The organism is Phormidesmis sp. 146-20, assembly GCF_052939475.1.
In genome coordinates, this window is record NZ_JBJPHT010000001.1 from 173,601 (window position 1) to 192,878 (window position 19,278).

Annotated in this window: 19 protein-coding genes; 14 read left to right on the forward strand and 5 right to left on the reverse strand. The window is 48.7% G+C overall.

What is annotated here, in order from left to right:
* The first annotated feature begins 141 nt into the window (after positions 1-141).
* The 8 genes from ACKFKH_RS00840 (at position 142) to ACKFKH_RS00875 (ending at position 7,388) form a co-directional block, all read left to right on the forward strand.
* Positions 142-1,725, forward strand: a complete 1,584-nt coding sequence (locus ACKFKH_RS00840) for an ATP-dependent DNA helicase (protein WP_446856320.1) — start codon at positions 142-144, stop codon at positions 1,723-1,725.
* A 188-nt stretch (positions 1,726-1,913) separates the two neighbouring features.
* Positions 1,914-2,126 carry a DUF2839 domain-containing protein gene (locus ACKFKH_RS00845; RefSeq protein ID WP_446856321.1) on the forward strand — a complete coding sequence of 71 codons (213 nt, stop codon included), beginning with the start codon at positions 1,914-1,916 and terminating at the stop codon, positions 2,124-2,126.
* Positions 2,127-2,497: 371 nt separating this feature from the next.
* Positions 2,498-2,848, forward strand: a complete 351-nt coding sequence (locus tag ACKFKH_RS00850; protein ID WP_446856322.1) for a DUF1815 family protein — start codon at positions 2,498-2,500, stop codon at positions 2,846-2,848.
* Between the two features lie 174 nt (positions 2,849-3,022).
* Complete coding sequence (locus ACKFKH_RS00855; protein ID WP_446856323.1) at positions 3,023-3,910, forward strand: alpha/beta fold hydrolase; 888 nt, start codon at positions 3,023-3,025, stop codon at positions 3,908-3,910.
* A gap of 367 nt (positions 3,911-4,277) precedes the next feature.
* On the forward strand, positions 4,278-4,928 hold the full coding sequence (gene upp, locus ACKFKH_RS00860) for a uracil phosphoribosyltransferase (protein ID WP_446856324.1): 651 nt from the start codon (positions 4,278-4,280) through the stop codon (positions 4,926-4,928).
* Positions 4,929-5,047: 119 nt separating this feature from the next.
* Positions 5,048-5,389: a hypothetical protein gene (locus ACKFKH_RS00865; protein ID WP_446856325.1), complete on the forward strand. Its 342-nt coding sequence runs from the start codon at positions 5,048-5,050 to the stop codon at positions 5,387-5,389.
* 100 nt (positions 5,390-5,489) lie between these two features.
* Positions 5,490-5,792 carry a YggT family protein gene (locus ACKFKH_RS00870; RefSeq protein WP_446856326.1) on the forward strand — a complete coding sequence of 101 codons (303 nt, stop codon included), beginning with the start codon at positions 5,490-5,492 and terminating at the stop codon, positions 5,790-5,792.
* Positions 5,793-5,933: 141 nt separating this feature from the next.
* Entirely contained in the window at positions 5,934-7,388 is a 1,455-nt protein-coding gene (locus ACKFKH_RS00875) for a DASH family cryptochrome (RefSeq protein ID WP_446856327.1), read from the forward strand.
* Positions 7,389-7,572: 184 nt separating this feature from the next.
* On the opposite strand, the gene ACKFKH_RS00880 is transcribed toward ACKFKH_RS00875, so the two are convergent.
* Together ACKFKH_RS00880 and ACKFKH_RS00885 are read right to left on the reverse strand one after the other, a co-directional pair.
* On the reverse strand, positions 7,573-8,529 hold the full coding sequence (locus tag ACKFKH_RS00880) for a hypothetical protein (RefSeq protein WP_446856328.1): 957 nt from the start codon (positions 8,527-8,529) through the stop codon (positions 7,573-7,575).
* A 158-nt stretch (positions 8,530-8,687) separates the two neighbouring features.
* Positions 8,688-9,509, reverse strand: coding sequence for a methylenetetrahydrofolate reductase (locus tag ACKFKH_RS00885; protein ID WP_446856329.1), 822 nt, complete (start codon positions 9,507-9,509; stop codon positions 8,688-8,690).
* A 157-nt stretch (positions 9,510-9,666) separates the two neighbouring features.
* Between ACKFKH_RS00885 and ACKFKH_RS00890 the strand changes: the two genes are divergently transcribed.
* The 5 genes from ACKFKH_RS00890 to ACKFKH_RS00910 all read left to right on the forward strand — a co-directional run bounded on the left by ACKFKH_RS00890 (position 9,667) and on the right by ACKFKH_RS00910 (position 14,890).
* A complete protein-coding gene (locus tag ACKFKH_RS00890; protein WP_446856330.1) occupies positions 9,667-10,200 on the forward strand; it encodes a helix-turn-helix transcriptional regulator in 534 nt (177 codons plus the stop codon).
* Positions 10,201-10,202: 2 nt separating this feature from the next.
* Positions 10,203-12,083, forward strand: coding sequence for a hypothetical protein (locus ACKFKH_RS00895; RefSeq protein WP_446856331.1), 1,881 nt, complete (start codon positions 10,203-10,205; stop codon positions 12,081-12,083).
* 414 nt (positions 12,084-12,497) lie between these two features.
* Positions 12,498-13,268: a hypothetical protein gene (locus tag ACKFKH_RS00900; RefSeq protein WP_446856332.1), complete on the forward strand. Its 771-nt coding sequence runs from the start codon at positions 12,498-12,500 to the stop codon at positions 13,266-13,268.
* A gap of 42 nt (positions 13,269-13,310) precedes the next feature.
* Positions 13,311-13,895 (forward strand): hypothetical protein, encoded by a 585-nt coding sequence (locus ACKFKH_RS00905; protein ID WP_446856333.1) that lies wholly within the window; start codon positions 13,311-13,313, stop codon positions 13,893-13,895.
* A gap of 317 nt (positions 13,896-14,212) precedes the next feature.
* Positions 14,213-14,890 carry a hypothetical protein gene (locus ACKFKH_RS00910; protein WP_446856334.1) on the forward strand — a complete coding sequence of 226 codons (678 nt, stop codon included), beginning with the start codon at positions 14,213-14,215 and terminating at the stop codon, positions 14,888-14,890.
* A gap of 24 nt (positions 14,891-14,914) precedes the next feature.
* Here ACKFKH_RS00910 and ACKFKH_RS00915 read toward each other — a convergent pair whose 3' ends face one another.
* Positions 14,915-15,229, reverse strand: a complete 315-nt coding sequence (locus ACKFKH_RS00915) for a hypothetical protein (RefSeq protein ID WP_446856335.1) — start codon at positions 15,227-15,229, stop codon at positions 14,915-14,917.
* Positions 15,230-15,857: 628 nt separating this feature from the next.
* Positions 15,858-16,460: a hypothetical protein gene (locus ACKFKH_RS00920; protein ID WP_446856336.1), complete on the reverse strand. Its 603-nt coding sequence runs from the start codon at positions 16,458-16,460 to the stop codon at positions 15,858-15,860.
* Between the two features lie 169 nt (positions 16,461-16,629).
* Between ACKFKH_RS00920 and leuC the strand changes: the two genes are divergently transcribed.
* Positions 16,630-18,033 (forward strand): 3-isopropylmalate dehydratase large subunit, encoded by a 1,404-nt coding sequence (gene leuC, locus ACKFKH_RS00925; protein WP_446856337.1) that lies wholly within the window; start codon positions 16,630-16,632, stop codon positions 18,031-18,033.
* Positions 18,034-18,357: 324 nt separating this feature from the next.
* Here leuC and ACKFKH_RS00930 read toward each other — a convergent pair whose 3' ends face one another.
* Positions 18,358-19,191: a metallophosphoesterase gene (locus ACKFKH_RS00930; protein ID WP_446856338.1), complete on the reverse strand. Its 834-nt coding sequence runs from the start codon at positions 19,189-19,191 to the stop codon at positions 18,358-18,360.
* Positions 19,192-19,278: the final 87 nt, after the last annotated feature.

Sequence of the window (19,278 nt, forward strand, 5' to 3'; positions counted from 1 at the left end):
TCAATCTACCTGAAAGGCTATGACGGATTTTGGCGATCGTGGGTTCGTTGGCAAAACGTGCGATTCCTCCAAGTCTCGTGCTGTTCTCAATCCCTCGTTTTATCCTGGCTGCTATGGTCAAATTAAAGTCCGCAGGGTTTTTTGTCTCTGTGTCAGAATGGTCAATTAGTACGCCGAGAGTCCAAGCCTGTGATTGAGGTAGAAGTCCATCAGCAACTACGCGCTTTTTTGCGAGAGCAAGGCGAACCCTATTGGTCGCACCATTTGACGATGGCTCGATTAGTGGCGCGGGCCCTACGGATCGATCGCAGTGCGCTGATTCAAACCGGGGCACCTTCTGGGTATCATGGGCGCTATCGTTTGAGCTATCTGGTGCCGATTTTGATGTGGCCAGGGTCAGTTGTGGTTGTTGCTCCCGAAACGGTACAGCAGCGATTGCTGAGGGTCGAGATTCCGCGTTTGAAACAGTGGATCGATACGCCGAAACCAATCCAAACAGGCGATCGCTGGATTTCAGACTTTGCAGGCATTCTTTTGACCACTCCAGAAGCCTGGATTAGCGATCGCCTCAATCATGAGGGCAGATTTCCCCCTGGCATTCCGACCATTTTGGATGGGGTCGATGATTTAGAACTGTGGACGCGCCAGCAGCTCACGACTTGTCTCAATTCTGCTGATTGGGATGCTTTGATGCTGGCCTGCCCTGACCAGATCGAAGCCATCCGAGATGCACGGGTGCAGTTGACTAAAGCAATTTTTCACCACCCCGCTAATCCTTATGAATGCTATCTGATCGAGGAACCCGATCGCGAAATTCTGGATGTTCTGCACACAACGCTGCATCAGTCAGCCAGCGCCCCACCCGCCTGGAATCGGTTTTTTGAACAAACTCAAACCGACGATCAGCTAATCTGGGCAACGATCGTGCGGTCTCTAGGACAATTTTCTCTGCACTGCACGCCTACGGAGATTGCTTCAGCGCTCAAAGGAGTCTGGTCACAACAGCCAACCGTACTAATCGGAGGCGCTTTGGATTTGGATGCAGACGCGACCAGCTATCGTCAACGAATGGGCTTAGAGGACGACCTCACCTGTCTGAAGTTTGCCCTCGATCGCCAGGACGACCTGATTCAGCTTTACCAGCCCGAAGGCATTCCTATGCCCAACACGCCTCAGTTTCAGAGTGCTTTGTTGAGGGAGTTGCGATCGCTCCTCAGTGCCAGCACCGCCGCTCAGGGACTCACGGTTATTTTGGTCGGAGACACGCCGCTCAAAGCACAGGTTGGCTCAATTTTGGCCTCAGAATTTGGGTCTAGAGTCCAGGTTGAGCGCACCTGTCTAGATGAAAACGGCATTTTGGTCACAGGTTGGGAGTTTTGGCGACAGCATCAGAGCGTGTTTCCGGCTCCCTACTTATTGGCGATCGCCACGCTGCCCATCCCTTCTCTCGAACATCCCCTGGTAGCTGGGCGCGTTGCCTACTACAAACAACTGCGTCAAGATTGGTTTCGCCTCTATTTGCTACCCGAAGCCTTGAGTGAATTGCAGCGAGCGATCGCTCCAGTCCGAGATTGTCAAGGCGTTGTCGCTCTATTAGATAGTCGCGTGATTCATCGCAGCTATGGCAGTCAAGTCCTATCTGCCCTCAGCCCCCTCGCCCGGATCAATTATCTTGATCCCAGCTTGTTTGTCCAGTCGCCAGAGGATTGGCAAGAAGAATTTTAGGCAGTGCCTTCCACAAAACTTAGGAACTTTGAATTTTTTTCTAAAGAGAAGTTACAAAAAGGTTTCAGCATCGGAGCGGGTTGCCAACAACTTCCCAAGCCCGTCTCAACGCAAAACTCAACATTCCAGCATCAAAACTCCGCAAACAGGGCGCTATTATCAGTACAAACCCTATCTAATTTAAGAAAATGGGAGACGCAAAACGCCGTAAAGAAACGTTGGGAGAAAACTATGGCAAAGAGCCAAAAATTGCTCCCTGGGTGCCTTTCACCAAAACGCAAGCTCAACAGTTTGTAAACTGGAGTTCTACGGGCGCATGGGTTGGCATTGGGTTGCTTGTGGTCGCGTGGATTACGATTCGCTTTGTTGGGCCATTGTTTGGCTGGTGGCAGGTCAATTAGAGCGCCTATCCGGAATCTCGGTCAATCGATTGAAGCTTTGAGTGGGGATGCGGTTTAAGTCGTGTCCCTACGGCTTTTTTAACTTCTTTTATCAGCTTGAGGAACTTTGAAACCTTGATTGCGTCAATCAGTTTATTGACTTTCTTAAAAGAATTCTTATAAGAAAGTGAAGAATCTTCAGATTTGCCAAACTTGTTGTGGTCGATACTTTGTTTCAGTGATCCTTTGGCTAGGATAGTCAAGCTGGACTACAGTGTCCTTTTTAACATCCCTCGAATTTTATTTATAAAGAGGGCACCACGTTACCAGAGGACGGAACGTTAAAATCTTAAGAAAAGGTTTAGAATTGGTGTGGTGAATGGAGGGCGATCGTGTTTCTAAGACTTGCAGAGCAACATAGACAGTTTGTACAAGACCTCGTGATGAATCTTCAGGCATTGGCCACCGTCCTGGAAAACCGAGGGTATCTGGCTTCGTGCTACACCTGTGGCGGTCAGATGAATAGCGCTTCCTTTATGGTCAGCCTGGGCAACAATCACCTGATTCGGTTTTTGGTGTCTGATTATGGCATCACCTGGACTGAGATGCGCGACGATCGAGAACTCATGAAGCTCGAAGGGGCCGAAGCCATTAGTCAACTTCAAGAACTCGCTAACCTGGTCAAATACCAAGTCAAGCCTTCTGAGTATCGTCCAACGCTCCCTGCCGAAAGCTACCACTAGACGATCGCGTCAGCAAAGCTTTCGCTAGAGTGCTCTATTTATCACATCCCTGTTTTCCCCTCGTCCAGAATGCTAACTTCTGGTGATAATCTGGATAGCGGGGTTTACAGATTTAAGCAGCCCATACCCCTCAAGGCGCAACTGGCGTGACTGACGGCTGCTCTCTTAATACTTATGACCGTTCCCGATTCTGAGTGGCAACATCACTTCATTGAAGCCAATCGCATTCGTCTACACTATGTGACTCAGGGAGAAGGCGATCTCGTTCTGTTGCTGCATGGGTTTCCTGAGTTTTGGTATTCTTGGCGCTATCAGATCCCGGCGTTGGCTCGTCACTTTAAGGTTGTCGTGCCCGATTTGCGAGGCTACAACGATTCTGAAAAGCCCGCAGGCGGCTATGATCTCGATACGTTAAGCACCGACGTTCGCAGTCTGATTGAAAACTTAGGCTACGATCGCGCTCACATTGTGGGTCATGACTACGGCGGTGTCATCGCCTGGAATCTGGCTCAAAAATTTCCTCAGTCGCTCGATCGACTAGCCTTGCTTAGTGCGCCTCATCCTCAAAGGTTTGTGCGCGAGATGCTCAGTAATTTGGATCAATTTCGTCGCAGTTGGTATTTGCTGGCGTTTCAAGTGCCAGGGCTGCCAGAGTGGTTAATTCAACAAAACTTGAACAATTTCGTCAAAAATATGTTTCAGGAGCAGGCGATCCGTAAAGGAGCCTTCACTGAGGAAAATGCCCAGAAGTACAAGGCGGCGTTAAATAAGCCCGGTGCCCTTTCTGCGGCGATCAACTATTACCGTCACTTGTTTACTTCGCTGCATTGGGTGCAAGATTTTTGGCGATCGCCCACTCCGATCTCTGCCCCGACTCTCGTGTTGTGGGGTGAAGAAGATTCTCTTTTGAGCCACAAGTTAGCAGAAGGACTCGATCGCTTTGTGGCGGCTCCCTGCAAAATCAAACTGCTGCCTCACTGTGGCCATTGGATTCAACAAGAAGCGCCCGAAACGGTGAATCGAGAACTGCTGTCCTTTTTGCGAGAAGTGGCCATTGCCTGATGGCTCTTATGTCCTTCAAGCTCTGAACCTACGGTAGAAAGATATGCGATCGCCATGTTCACATAAGCCCTTGATTTGCCGAATACGATCGCGCCAAAAAAATAGGACGCAAGAAATTTATCACTTCCTACGCCCTTTGCCGATCCTCTAGAGAGGAGAACACTAAAGGAACTATAAGCTTGTTGAGAAATCTTGTCAACACTAATGAGAACTTTTAGCAACAAGTTTCTCAGATTTTTCTTTTCAAAAAGCGCAAAACTTGACAATACTGACTGGGTTTTCTACATAAATATTAGGAGAATTGCCTGAAACAACGGCACGAAGAGAGTATGATGTTTCAGACTTGTGAAGTACCCCCCGTTCCCTTATGACACTTCAACTGCGCGTCTACGTTCCTCCCCATCCCCTCATCAAGCACTGGTTGGGTGTAGCCCGCGACTCTGGAACGCCGTCTGCCCTGTTTCGCAGCGCCATGACCGAGTTGGGCAGATGGCTGACTTACGAAGCAATTCGAGAATGGATGCCGACGATCGAGACGACGATCGACACCCCGCTTTCTCCCTGTTCCGCTACTTTTATCAATCCCGAAGTTCCGATCGTCGTGGTGCCCATTCTCAGAGCAGGTCTGGCTCTGTTAGAAGGCGCACAGAAGCTCCTGCCGTTGGCATCGATCTATCATCTGGGACTGGTGCGAAATGAGGAGACTCTAGAAGCAAGCTGCTATCTCAACAAGCTCCCCGCCCAGTTTGATCCCCAAACCCACGTTTTGATTACCGATCCCATGCTGGCTACCGGGGGCACGACGATCGCCGCAATGGAAGAACTGATAAGTCGAGGCGTAAATCCTGCCCTGGTTCGCATTGTCGCAGTGGTGGCCGCTCCTCCTGCTTTGCAAAAACTCAGCGTGGCTTACCCCAGTCTCAATATCTACACTGCCGCGATCGATGAAGGGCTGAATGAACGCGGCTTTATCGTTCCAGGGTTGGGCGATGCGGGCGATCGCTCGTTTGGCACCTGATCGCAGAGAGTCAGAACTTGTACGAAGGTGATTTTTTGCGATTCCTTTTTCCTTGGCTCCTTTTTCCTTTAAGCTTAAGGGACTTGGACATCTCAAAAAAAGACCAATCCTGGTGAGTGATGAGTCAACAAGATAATTTTTCGGGTGGGTTTTTGTTGGGCGCGATCGTCGGTGGCGTTGTCGGTGGCGTTTTGGGCGCACTGCTAACTTCTCGGCGGCTAGAAGAAACCTTAGAAGAGACTCTTTTGAAGAAGGCAGATGCCCCAGAGATAAAGGCTAAAGGCAAAAAACGCCCTCTGCGCGGCTCGACTGAGCAGAATATCGAACTGGCACGGCGCAGTCTCGAAGATAAAATTGCTCAATTGAATGACGCGATCGACGATGTGCGGCAGCAGTTGAGTAATGTTAATGGGCAGGCGATCGAGGTCAATCGCGAAGGGTCGCTGACTGATGAGCCATAGCGCTAGAATGCTACGTGAGAGTAGTCACAAATTGCCTGCGATCGCTTAAACTATCAGCAAATCTGAAAACCCCTAGACCTCAAAAGGAAACTGTCAGTCTATGAACCCTCTAGAGCTACTGATCATTACGATTAGCCGATTTGTCAGCATTTATTTGGTGCTGTTGTTCATTCGGATTTTGTTGACGTGGTTTCCCCAGGTTGACTTTTACAATCCTCCGTTCTCGATTTTGGCGCAACTGACTGACCCTTATTTAAATATTTTTCGTCGAATTATTCCCCCGCTGGGTGGGCTAGATATTTCTGCAATTTTGGCGATCTTGGCGCTACAGGTCGTTCAATCTACGGTGTTGCCGCTAGTTGCTCAATCGGTTGCAGCCCTACAAACTTCGCTAATTGGCTAACTGCGTAAGACGTTGGTGGGGGTTAATTTTTATCGAAGTGGGGGGCGATCGTTGTGATCGTCCTCTATTTTTTTGGGAACATCTTCTTGAAGAAACGTTACGATCGGGAGGAAGCGAGCAAACGATAAGGTCAGTTTTACGGTGGAGAAAATTTTAGTTTGGTATCGCAATGATCTGCGACTGCACGATCACGAGCCTTTGTATAAAGCACTTCAAATCGGAGCGCAGGTGATTCCGCTTTATTGTTTTGATGAGCGACAGTTTGGCACTACGTCCTATGGATTTCCTAAAACGGGGGCATTTCGGACGCAGTTTTTGCTAGAAAGCGTCGCTGATTTACGACGGGGACTGAGGGCGATCGGCAGCGATTTGATTTTAAGAAAAGGCTTGCCCGAAGTCGTGATTCCTGAACTAGTTAGAGAACTGGGCGTGACGGCGATTTATTTCTATCGCGAAACGACTTCAGAAGAGGTGGCGGTTGAAAAAGCGTTGGAAACAGCGCTCAAGGCAGATAAAATTTCTACAACTTCTTTTTGGGGACATACGCTTTACCATCCAGATGACTTACCTTTTGAGCTGGCAAACCTACCGGAATTGTTTACCAGCTTTCGCAAACAGGTCGAGAAGTCTTCCACCATCTATTCAGCATTTCCGTCGCCGACGAGTTTGCCAGCATTGCCTGAGATCGCAGTGGGAGAAGTGCCGACGATCGCTGATTTTGGCTTGGAGGCTCCGGTTGCAGATCTGCGGGGCGTGATTCCTTTTAGGGGTGGCGAAACGGCGGGTCTGGCGCGATTAGATCACTATTTTTGGCAGCAGGATCACCTCAAGGTTTACAAAGAAACTCGCAACGGCATGTTGGGCGGAGACTATTCATCAAAGTTTTCGGCGTGGTTGGCGCATGGCTGCTTGTCGCCTCGTGAAATCTATTGGCAGGTGCAGGCGTATGAAAGCCAGCGAGTGAAGAACGATTCAACCTACTGGCTGATTTTTGAATTGCTGTGGAGAGACTACTTTCGCTTTATTTGTGCCAAACATGGGACGCGGATTTTTCGGCGATCGGGTCTGCGGGGCATTTCCATTCCCTGGAAGGAAGATTGGCCGCGATTTGATCTGTGGCGCGCAGGTAAAACGGGCTTTCCGCTGGTGGATGCCAACATGCGAGAGATTGCGGCGACGGGCTTTATGTCTAATCGAGGACGGCAAAATGTGGCAAGTTTCTTGACCAAAAATCTGGGAATCAACTGGCAAATGGGAGCCGAATGGTTTGAGTCGCTGCTGGTCGATTACGATGTGTCAAGCAATTGGGGTAATTGGAATTACACCGCAGGCGTGGGAAATGATGCCCGTGGATTTCGCTTTTTTAACATCACCAAGCAGGCAAAAGACTATGACCCGCAAGGTGATTATGTAAAACATTGGCTGCCAGAGTTGGCAAATGTTCCTGCTGCAAAAGTGCATGAACCCTGGAAGCTACTTCCTGTGGAGCAACAGCGATTTGGGATGAGGTTGGGTGTGGATTATCCTCATGCGATCGTTGATCTGTTTAAGTCAGCCGCCGCTAATGAGAAGATTTACAATGCGGCAGTTGTTTAGAAACAATAGTCAGTTCGACGAAGTTTTTTCGCTTCCTTCGTTGCCAAGCATCTGCCCCCCAAGCTGCCAATTCTGGAAGACTTTCAGACAAGAGTTTTGATGCGAAGTCCCAACTTCAGAGGGTTTAAGAAGCTTTCGCGATCTTCAACCGAAGCGAAAAAACTTCATCAAATTCCGGGCATTTTTAGGACTTGCCAGCCAGCAGCACAGTTTTAACTGGGACAGGTCGAACCTGTTGCTCTGTGGCCCGATAGCCCCACTGTCGCCGACCATTAGAGACTACAGTGAGCCAGGTTGGTGGAGCAGTCGGGGTTGCACTCCTTCGCACCACAATAAACCGCAGTGACTCTGGGACGATCGCCGGATTTTGCCGCACGATATCTTGAACAATTCCCTGCACCACGTCAGACGGTAAAGCAGCGCGACGATCTAAGATTACTGTTTTTGCATCGTCAGAAACGCGATATGTCCAACGAGCCGGACTGTTTTGTAGGGACACTTCCCAGCCGCTCACTGGCTGATAAATCGCCGGACAAATTTGCCCAAAACTAAATTCACAAGTGTTGCCCCAGGTTGTTTTGCGCGTATCGACTACCTGGAGGTTAGCAGCATCTGTCTGTGACCAAGTGGCAGCATCCTTCAAAACGGCATCGCGAATCGCCTCAGACAGGTCAGCCCTAACCGCAATTTTGGGGTCGAGAATGAGCAGAGATCCCGATCGACTCCCATGATAAGTCCAGTCCTGATCACGCACTTTCACCACCACTTTCCATCCTGGAACAGGGTCAAACTCTGTGGTGCAAATTTCACTAAAATTAAACTGACACCAATTGCCAAAAGTGAATCGAGTGGATCGCACCACTTCTAAACGTTGAATCGGCGTTTCTAACCGTTGAGAAACATCTTTTAGAATGGCAGCCCGAATCGCAGATGGTACGCTTCTCGGCTGTGATTGAGCCATCAAAACAGGGCGTTGTTGACGTGGAAGTACATGAGATATTGATGAAAGCGGCATCGATACCGAACTTGCCTGAGAATCCATTCCATCCGGCGAAAAACCTAGCGTTGTGAATGCTAACGTTGCAATTGCTCCAATGCAGACGCGAGCTTTTCGATTAAGACGAACGTGTATCTGTGTCATAAGTCAAATTCACCTCAATGAGATCATCACCAACAAACCTTTGATCAAAATGTAGATAAACCCAGGAATTCTAAAAGCGTTGCAGATCATAGAGAGTAAGATTCTTGACAAACGCCCATAAGTTTTAGAGAAACGTTGTCAAACAGTCTATGTAGCCTTTATCTGTGATGATTCCAGCCCATGCCCAGATCGTTTAGTCGCAGGTGAATGCCGCACACCCCCTCGATCGCGCTAGTGTTGACAATCAGGTTTTGCAGACGTTGCAGGTTACTTTCGGGCTGTCCAAATTCCATGCCGATGAAAGCATGATTTCGCCCAGATTGTAGAAATCTAAGTTGCTCTAGCGAGTTAAATGGCAGAATTGAGACGATGAAATGGGCGCGCTGGTGCAGTTGACGTGATCGTACGGCCGCCATCCATTGCTCCATTGCCTCTAGATTGAGCAGCGATCGTACCTGAATAAACTGCGCTCCGCTGTCAATTTTGGCCGTCAATCGCGCCATGCTTTCGGCTATATCTGGCATCAGACAAGGCACTTCTACCGCACCAACATAAAAGGTTGCCTCTGAGCGAAATCGGGCGATCGCCGCAATCGTCCTCACGGCTCGATCGCTCCCCTGATAATCAGGAAACCCATCCGACACCAAAACATTGCGAATCTGAGCGTTGGCAAGCCAGAATAGCTGATCGTATAAGTCAGATTTCTGAAGGCTCAGTTCGACGATCGAGTCTAGCCCCAACTGTTGAATATATTGAGTCGCCACCGAGCTAGATAGGCGGGGTTGAGGAAGCAAGCGATCGCTCATTTGGACAATGTTGACATGCTGTGCAGCGCGATTTGCCGCTTTCATTAATGAGGCCGCATGGGGGTGCAACAGCATTAATTCAGCAGAAAACACGAAACGATTGGTCGTCAGCAGCGTCTCTAAAGAGAAGTCATCAGAAACGTCTGAAGATGGGCAGGGGGAGAATGGAAACATGTGCATTCTATCTAGACTCTCAACGGTAGGTTAGAATCCCTTTGACCAATTATTTAACCCCAAATATATTTGGTTGTCAATCTGTTTGAGCAAAGAAGTTTTACCAAAAATATTTAGTATAGTAGGGTCATCGTGAGTGTCCATGATGGAAATGTTCATGTCAAAACAGACGGAGCGAACGAGAATCTCAGAGTTGCGCGATCGGGCCAACCTGACGCAGCGTGCCTTAGCCATTCATCTCGGCGTAACCGAAAACACCATTCAAAACTGGGAAAAAGGCAAAGCCGGGTTTGAGCAGATTGTCAGAGTGATCAAGCTGTGTCAAGCCCTTGACTGTGACTGGCGAAACTGGTCAGATGCTCCACTCGACATCGCCGGATTGCGCGATCGAGCCAACCTGACGCAGCGTGCCCTGGCCCTGCATTTGGGTGTGACCGAAAACACGATTCAAAATTGGGAAAAAGGCAAAGCTGGATCAGAACAAATTGTCAGGGTGATTAAACTGTGTCAAGCGCTCAATTGTGATCTCAAAGACCTGATTGATTGGAGTTCGCTTCAAGACGTACAGCAGCCCAAAGGCATGTCGCTCGACGAGATTCGAGAACGGCTGGGAACGGGCAAATCACGATCGACCGCCGCCAACGAAACGCAGAACAACGACTCGATCGAGTTCAACCCACAGAATTACTAGCAATGCTTCAGGTTTCTGTTCAAGCTGATTTTTTGCTGTTGGGGTTTCTCAAGACTGAGCAAAATCACACGCGGGATCAGATCAAAATTGCCAGCGCTTTATGGGAGCAAATTCGTTCGGCGCGAATTCAAGCTTTTGTTACGCCTCGCTGCTTCGATCGAGTGTGCAGTGCGCTGTCGGGCCACCCCAATGCCAAAGAGGTGATTGCTTCGATTCGATCTGTTTTAGAAGTGCTGCCCCATGACCCGATTATTGATGAGATTGCTGCCGCTTCTGAGTCGCCCTATGATTATGCGGTAGAAGTTGCTTATGCGAGAGAGTATGGGCTGGATGGAATTATTGCTGACAGTCGGCAGGGGTTTTGTGAGTCTGATGAGTTGACGGTCTTCTTGCCGGGGGCGCTGCTTCTTGAAGTTCAACAATTTGATGCGTTTAATCCGATCGCTTGGAAACAGATCAGCGATCGCTACCGAGAAGAGTTTTTGAATGCAGCCAATCATGCAGAAGAGTCAGATCAAAACAAGTTAGAAGAGGTTCCTCAAAATCGCAGTGATAACGCTGGAGAGACGGCTTATACAAAAGGAACCTATCAGCCAGGTTATAGCCCCGACGAAACAGAAACCACGCTAGAAGAAAAAGTTTTGAGCGCTGCCGCCTATACAACGTTTCGTTCTGCAAACAGTCATCAAGCTGCCGTCCGGGTTGAGATGGGTTTGGCCAATCAATCGCTGACCTTTGAGCAAGCCTTTTCAACCAACGCCGCCCTGGTTTGGATTCGCTATACCTCTGCGGCTGATAAGCCTATCCACGCTGCACAGAATTCTGAATCTTCCTGGCTTACCTCGCTGCTTCCTTTTAAGCAAGACTTGCTTGACCTGACTGAGCCGCCCTTGCCCGCAAACGCTCGATTCGATCGCAACCAACCCGATCGAGGCATGATAGTCACTGTTTTGAGCGCCAATGCTCAAGAGTTTACGAGACAAAATTTCTTTGAGTTCAGTCAGATTTTGGTCGATCGCTCTCCTCGCCCTGAGCCGACTTCTGTTGAGCCTCAGCCGATTCTCGTTCCTAGCAGTGAGTTGGTCAATTCTGTTAGAGCCGTTGTGCAGGCGAATCGTGCCCCTCAATCTGAGCCGCTGCCTGATTCTAAAAAGCCGATCGCTGAATGGCAAATTGCCCCCGTCGAGGAGCCAACCCTTCACCCGACGCACTCCCAAAATTTAGAACTCTCGATCGAGTACCTTCCCCTTCCCTCCGCTCCCACGATTCCGACCTCGACCTCCACTTTGCTTCTGACTCCTCCGCCAATTCAGGCTCCTATTACGCCTTCAACTATGGTTGGTACGCCGATGCCAAGAGAGGGTGAAATTTCTGTGCCGACTCCTGCGCTAGAGAATGCCCCACAGGGAGATGAAAAATTGGATGCATCGACAGTGCAGCTTGCGCTAAAAGATTCTGAAACTGGTCAGGAAGTGTCTTTACAAATAGAGATTCACCTCAGCAAAGATGACTCGGCCAGCGTCACAGTTGTCTTTCAGAAGAGTGAAAAATTTGGCTTGATTGGCGGAGTAAGCTATGACGACGCAACGACGGAAAAAACTGCTTCTGAATCTAAGCCAGACAGCCGATCGATTAAGCTTTCTCTACAACCCAACTTACTCAATCAAGCGACACTTCTGGAAGTCAGCCGTCAAACCCTGAGCCAAGAATTTGAGGTGAGGCGATCGCAGCTTCCTCAATCCCCCGACTATACCCAAACTCCTAACTACAACAGTTCTACAGCCTGGACTGTTGGTGAAGCGCATACAAGTCTGGGTGAAATTAAGCTTGAGGTTACCTTTTCTCGTTTAGCAGGGCAGCCTCTCACAATACATACGGGGTGATCTTAACCAGCTTTTGATGATAACTTCTACCTGCAAAAGTGCCTGAATCCCGGAAATTGCAGCCTGTGGAGCAACCTGTCAAAAGCTAAATCGATTCTGCGATCGCGAAAAGAACAAAGAGTTTTCGTGACAAAATCTACTAGCCCAAAGGGACAAGATTCATAGCTACATCCATAACTACAGTATGTAGAAATTAATACATAGGAGCAACACATAAAAGTTAGTCAATGACAACTAAACTCTGAACGTAAAAATACTCTACCAGTGAGGGTTTGCGCTCTTAAATATTTAATTAGACAAGAAATTAATCAGGTCTATCTTTAGAGGCGTTAAGTCCTAAAGTAAACTCGCTACCTTTGCAATAGATGGTTTTGGAGCCAGTCATCCACTAGCGTTTACTACAGGAAAACCAACATGAACAGCGAGAATCAATCTTTTGTCAATCAAGGTGTAGATCAAGGTCAAAATCAACCCCATTCCATGTCTACAACCCGAACAGAAAGATATCCTGCATCAGGCAGTGTAGAAGCGAAAATGCCGACTTCTAGTGAATATCGCCCAGAAGTAAAATCAGACAAATCTAGCTCTAATCCAGCACTATCGAGAGCGTTGGTTGGTGGATTGATTGGAGCGACAGTAGGACTCTTGGCAGGTCGGAAAGTGTCTGAAGGCTTTAGTCGGGCATCTAAGGGTGTTGGCAGAGCTTTTGGAACCATTGGACAAGGGTTAGGCATGACTGCAAAAGGAGTCGGTGAGGCCGCAAAGAGTATTGGCGATGGTGTGGGCTATGCGGTTGTCGGAGCAACCTCAGAAGCTGCTCAAAACCTTGCGGGTGGAGTTCAACAAGTTGCATCTGGAACTAGCAAAGCAATTCAACAAACCGGGGAAACCGTCAGTCAAGGGATTCAACAAACGGCATCCACGGCAAGCAATGCAATTCAGCAAACAGGGGATACCATCGGTCAGACGATCGACCATGCTGCAAGTCAATCTTCTAGCGCAGGACAGTCTGTGATCGAGAGAGGTGACTATACAAAACCGATGGCAATGGATGCTGACGAACTCGAACCCTTGAGCTTTCAAGATGACCCTGTAGCACAGCCATACACATCTTCTACCTCAACGAATGAAGGTAGCAGCGATCCAGTGATGGAATTTTATGAAGCTATTGACCGTCAAGAATAACAGGTACCGAGGACAGAGATAATGACTTAGGAGTTAACGATCGTGACGAATGGCAATCAGCTTTTAACAACAGAAGCCAATCAGGGCGAGTCTTCTGGCCGCTCCTCGGTAGGCAGTAATCCGATGATATCTAACCAAAATGGATTTACTAAAATCGCGCTTGGTGCATTGATCGGGGCAACGTTAGGGGGTCTTGCAGCAGCACTCACCAACCAGGACACGACTGAGCGCATCAATCAAGCGATTCGAGGATTGGGAAGGACAGCTAAAGCAACGGCTGAATCTTTGAGTGATTCTGTTCAACGAGTCGGTAATGCGGTTAACAGTGTTGCCGAAAACCTGAATGATACGACTAGAGATGTCAATGATGCAGTCAACAGCGTTGCAACTAATGTTAGCGGCACTGTGAAAAATACGGTTAGTACGGTCAAAGGAACGGCTGAGGGGGTAAACGAAACCGTGAAGACGGCAGTCAATGCAGTTAACACAGTTAAAGAAAGTGCCAGCGGCGTTCAAGAGGCTGTAGAGCAAACGGTGGATGTGTCGAGTGATGCAACTACCAATGTCTCTGATGGTGAGACTCTCTACAAGTTAATTCCGGTCAATCAAACTGCAACAGCGAAGTAATTTGCGAAAGTAAATTAACCAGAGAGAACACGGTAACTGATCGCGAGTTCGATGAAGTTTCTTCGCTTCGTTGTCAAGCTTCTGCCCCCCTAAACTCTCAATTCTGAGGGACTTTCAGACTATGGTTCTGATTTAAAGTCCACCATTAATGGGAGATTTAGGGGCGTTCTCGAATAGACAACCGCAGTGAAAAATTTCGTCGAATTCACCTTAACTGAGTCGAGAATTTCAACCCTGTCTCAGTTATGTCTTCAGTTATATCTGCCTTCTGCCCGAATTGAACACTACCTGCATTGAACACTATCCAGGAAAAGGTGATGAACTGGTTATTGAGAGTTTTTAGTCAAGGAAAAGTGAAAAGTTCTCAGCCGATCGCGGACGAGAAAAAACAAGATCTCATGAATGTGTTGCACGTCGTTGTTGAAGAAACGATTATGGCGGGGGCACAGGGGTTGATTGGATTGATTAAGCGAATGCTGGACGATCGAGTCAGAGCGTCTGAGCAAAAAACTTCTGAGCAAAAAACTTCTGAGCAAGTTGTTGACCCTCCTCTCAATGACTCCTTGACGACGGTTGAGGAATTAACATCAAAGGTCACCGTCTTGATCGAGCAGCTTTATCAGTGGTCTTCATCAACGCTGGAATCACAACCCTTTAATTCTGTACAATCGGTGTCTCAAGAAGGGCAAAAGGTAGAGGCAGACGATCGCTCTATTAGTGCTCAAGAGATGTCCCAAAAGATCGATTCTCTAACCCAACAGCTTCTACAAGCGACTCAGAAAGTTAACACCTTAGAAGATCGCATTAGCCATTTAGAGAAGTTATTGGCGAAATATAGTGCAATTCCTAAATATGTAGAACAACATCATCGTGCGATCGCAAGTTTGCAAATCCAAATCAATAATCTAGAAACGCATCTTCAGGCAGACGATCACTCAGATGTTCAGACAAACAATCACCAGCCCGTCCTTCAATTTAGCAGCGTAGACAATTGAAACTATCCAAAACAGGAGAATAAACTATGACAAGCGGCTATACCAATCAGCATATGGGGTGTTTTTGACCAGCTTTTGGTTGTAGTCAGGTGCGCCATCTGTCCACCAGACCTCGCCTCGCTCACCGAGAGCAATTTTGGCAGTGTTGACTTCGTGCCTTGCGGTTTGGAGGGCAGCTTCATCTTCTTGACGTAAGGCCTGCTTGACGGCTCGACGCGCATTCATGAGTTCTTGAACTAGACGCGATCGCTCCTCTTCCGTCAACTCTGGATTAGAGCAGCGCCACAATCTGCCTTTGACCACAAAATAGCGGCGATCGGGTGTGACAGGATATTGCATTGCTTTAACCTCAGACTGTGAGGAAATTCTTTCAGGTTTTTCCGGATGATGACTCTGCTTGGGGGAATAGAGAGTTGGTAGATGCACCCTGATTATTCACCTCGGCTTCGGTCGGGGTTTTTTATTGAAATTTTTTGAGTTGAGAAGCGCGATCGATTATTAGCAACACGCGATGGGCAACTTTTTCTTAGCCTCCTTTTCAAGGGGGTTTGGGGGATCACACCGTCGGAGGCACAGCCCAGAGATCCTCAATCCCCTTTAAAGAGCTACCGTGTACACACAAGTTGGTCGATCTGTGGTTGGCGAGGGGCTTCGCCCCCTAAATCCCCCATTCTGGGGGACTTTGAGAAAGAAAGGCTTCTAGAAGGCAGAGAGACTTCTCAAGATTTCAAAGTCCCTCACTCGTGGGGGATTTAGAGGGCAGAAGCTGGCTCAAACGGAGACAATTAATGACTTGTGTGTACACCGCAGCTTTAAAGACGTTGATCAGAAAGTTGCACATCGCGTTAGCAACCTCTCCGGATAGCGACTCTTCTTTAGGAATAGAGGGATGGTAGATGCACCCTGATTATTCACCTCGGCTTCGGTCGGGGTTTTTTATTGGTTGATTCCTCCTCACTCCTCACGTTTACCTCATCGCTCCCATCGTATTTTTCCACGCCAATTCTTTACACAAAACAATCAGCGCCCGCTCTTCGGCTCCTTTAAAGAGGTTGAAGTCAATGAGTTCTTGTAAAACCTGAAACGTGAGTTGCATTGAGAACGTACCGCCACAGCGTAACAAATGACTGTAATAGCAGAATTGCGATCGCCGCTCTAAATTGAGATGAAAGTGATAAATCTCTTCTTGCGTCATCGTTGAAACAGGCGTATTGACCGGGACGACGACACGAGGAATGCCCTGGATTCCAAAGGGACTGCCATTGTTAGGCTCCAAACTGCCTACTAAAACCGTCCAAAGCAATGTGCGAGTTTCATTGATCAAGTCGGGCGTGAAGAGCGGATCAGGTTCACTCGAAAGTCTGGGGCCCGTATTCATAAACATCGGATTGAGCAATTGAGAGTTGTAGACGATGCCGATCGCCCAGTGTCGATCTTCGGTTTCCAATTTCACAAACGTCCCAAACCCATAATCGTCTGCATTGGGCGCGTCACTAAAATCCATTGAGTCATCCACCTGCACCACATAATCGCAGTGTGAATTAGATTTAACGACTTTTCCTAATCGCATCGTGCCTTCTCCTTTGCTCACACGCATTGTACAGGTGTACTGCGAAAACGGGGAAGAAAAAGAGGGGAGGAGGGAGGAGTGAGGAGTGAGGAAAGCTTGACTTGGCGGATGGGTTCGCGTATTTGCGATAAAATTGGAGACCGATCGTATACAGAACTACAAAACCGTCATGAGCAAAGGGACGCTGTTTGACAAAGTTTGGGATGCACACACCGTTGGGATTCTGCCTTCTGGACAAACTCAGCTTTTTATTGGGCTGCATCTAATTCACGAAGTCACGAGTCCCCAAGCGTTTGCGATGCTGCGGGAACGAGGTTTGCGGGTGGCTTTTCCAGAACGGACGATCGCGACCGTTGATCATATCGTCCCGACCGAAAATCAGGCGCGGCCGTTTGCTGATTCTCTTGCTGAGGAGATGATTCAGGCGCTCGAACAAAACTGTCAAGAACACAAAATTCGCTTCTACAACGTGGGGTCTGGCAGTCAGGGAATTGTGCATGTAATCGCACCAGAGCAAGGACTGACTCAACCAGGAATGACGATCGCCTGTGGAGATAGTCACACCTCAACGCATGGGGCTTTTGGAGCGATCGCGTTTGGGATTGGCACCAGTCAGGTGAGGGATGTTCTCGCGTCTCAAACGCTGGCGCTGGCAAAGCTCAAAGTTCGCAAAATTGAGGTGAATGGAGCGCTGAAACCGGGTGTCTATGCCAAAGATGTAATTCTGCATGTGATTCGCACGTTGGGCGTAAAGGGTGGAGTTGGCTACGCTTACGAATTTGCGGGCACGACCTTTGAGCAGATGAACATGGAAGAGCGAATGACCGTTTGCAACATGGCGATCGAAGGCGGTGCTCGATGTGGCTATGTGAATCCAGACCAGGTGACTTACGAGTATCTTCAGGGTCGTGATTTTGCACCTCAAGGTGATGATTGGGAGAAAGCGATCGCGTGGTGGAACAATATTCGTAGCGATGTCGATGCTGTTTACGATGACGTGATCGTTTTTGATGCGGCTGACATTGCTCCGACTGTGACCTGGGGTATTACGCCCGGACAGGGGATTGCGATTAACGAAGTGATTCCTGCGCCCGATAGCATTGTGGAAGATGAGCGAGCGATCGCTGAAGAAGCCTATCGCTACATGGATCTGCAACCGGGCAAACTGCTTCAGGGCACCAAGGTCGATGTCTGTTTTGTCGGAAGCTGCACCAATGGTCGCATCACTGATTTGCGAGAAGCAGCAAAATTCGCCAAAGGTCGCCACGTCGCCAACGGTGTGAAGGCCTTTATCGTCCCAGGTTCTGAGCGGGTAAAACAGCAAGCCGAAGCCGAAGGGCTGCACAGTATCTTTTTAGAAGCGGGGTTTGAGTGGCGAGAAGCAGGCTGCTCAATGTGTCTGGCGATGAATCCCGATAAGCTGGAGGGTCGTCAGTTGAGTGCATCGTCATCTAACCGAAATTTCAAAGGTCGTCAGGGGTCTTCGTCGGGGCGAACGTTGTTGATGAGTCCGGCGATGGTGGTGGCGGCGGCGGTAACGGGACAGGTGACAGATGTGCGCGAGTTGATTTAGCGTCAATTCGATTAGTTCTCTCGCTACGGTTGCCAATTTGGTCAGCCCCCCAAATCCCCCAGGTGCTTGTCATTGCCAACATTTTTTAACGTGAATTCGATGGAATTTTCTCGCTTCGTTATTCAGCACTTCTGCCCCCCAACCCCCCAATTTTGGGGGACTTTGAGACAATATTTCTCGTTCAAAGTCCCTCACTTGTGGGGGATTTAGGGGGCTGAAGCCGATTGAAACGAAGCGAGTCACTCTCATCGAACTGACGTTTTTTTAGACATCGGGGCAGTTCTTAAGCTAAGGGATCTGCAATTAAAGAAATAGACCTGTCTCTCATCCCTTCCTTTCTAGGCGAATCACCGTCACCTCTGGCGGACAAAACAATCGCCCTGGGAAATAGGTGCCCAAGCCGCGATTGATGTAGAGAATACTGTCCCCGACTTGATATTGCCCTTTTGACCAGTCCCAATTTCTGACAACCCGATGGCACGATCGCAGCACCGGAATCCGATTTCTCGTTTTTTTAGGCAGACGACGATACAGTTTGGCGGCGATCGCTGACACATTGCCAACTCCAGGAAAGACGATCTGACCGCCGTGGGTATGCCCAGACAGTTGTAAATCGACTCGCCACTGTTGCAGCGGAGTAGCACTATCGGGATTGTGCGCCAAAACGATGCGGGGAACCGACTGAGGCACCTGATCGAGAACTTTGGAAGTTTTGAAGTCAGGCGACCACAAATCAGGCAGTCCCACGATCGCCAGTTCTTCTCCAAGCGGATACACGACCTGATTCCACAACACTTGAATTCCTACACTGGTCAGGGCCTCGACGATCGTGGCTTTCCCTTTTCGATAGTACAAATCATGGTTGCCCAAGACGGCATAGATGCCAGCGCGACTTTCTAAATGTTTGAGGTGTCGCACTAATGTATGAATCGGAGCCGGATCATCTGTGACAAAATCCCCAGTGAGGACGATTAGATCGGGTTCTGCTTGATTGGTTGCGTCGATCGCCTGAGCTAACAAATCATCTGACAGCCTTATGCCGTCGTAGTGTAGGTCGGACAATTGCACGATCGTCGTTCCTTCTAACTGCGGAGAAAGTCCAGTGATCGGAATGGTTAAGCGATCGACTTTCAAAGCTCCTGTCAGAATTCTGTGCATACATCGTCCACTCATGGTAAATCCAGCTTAACAAAGCAGACTAGGGGAAGGGATGAGGGACGAGGGATGAAGGATGAAGAGTGTGTA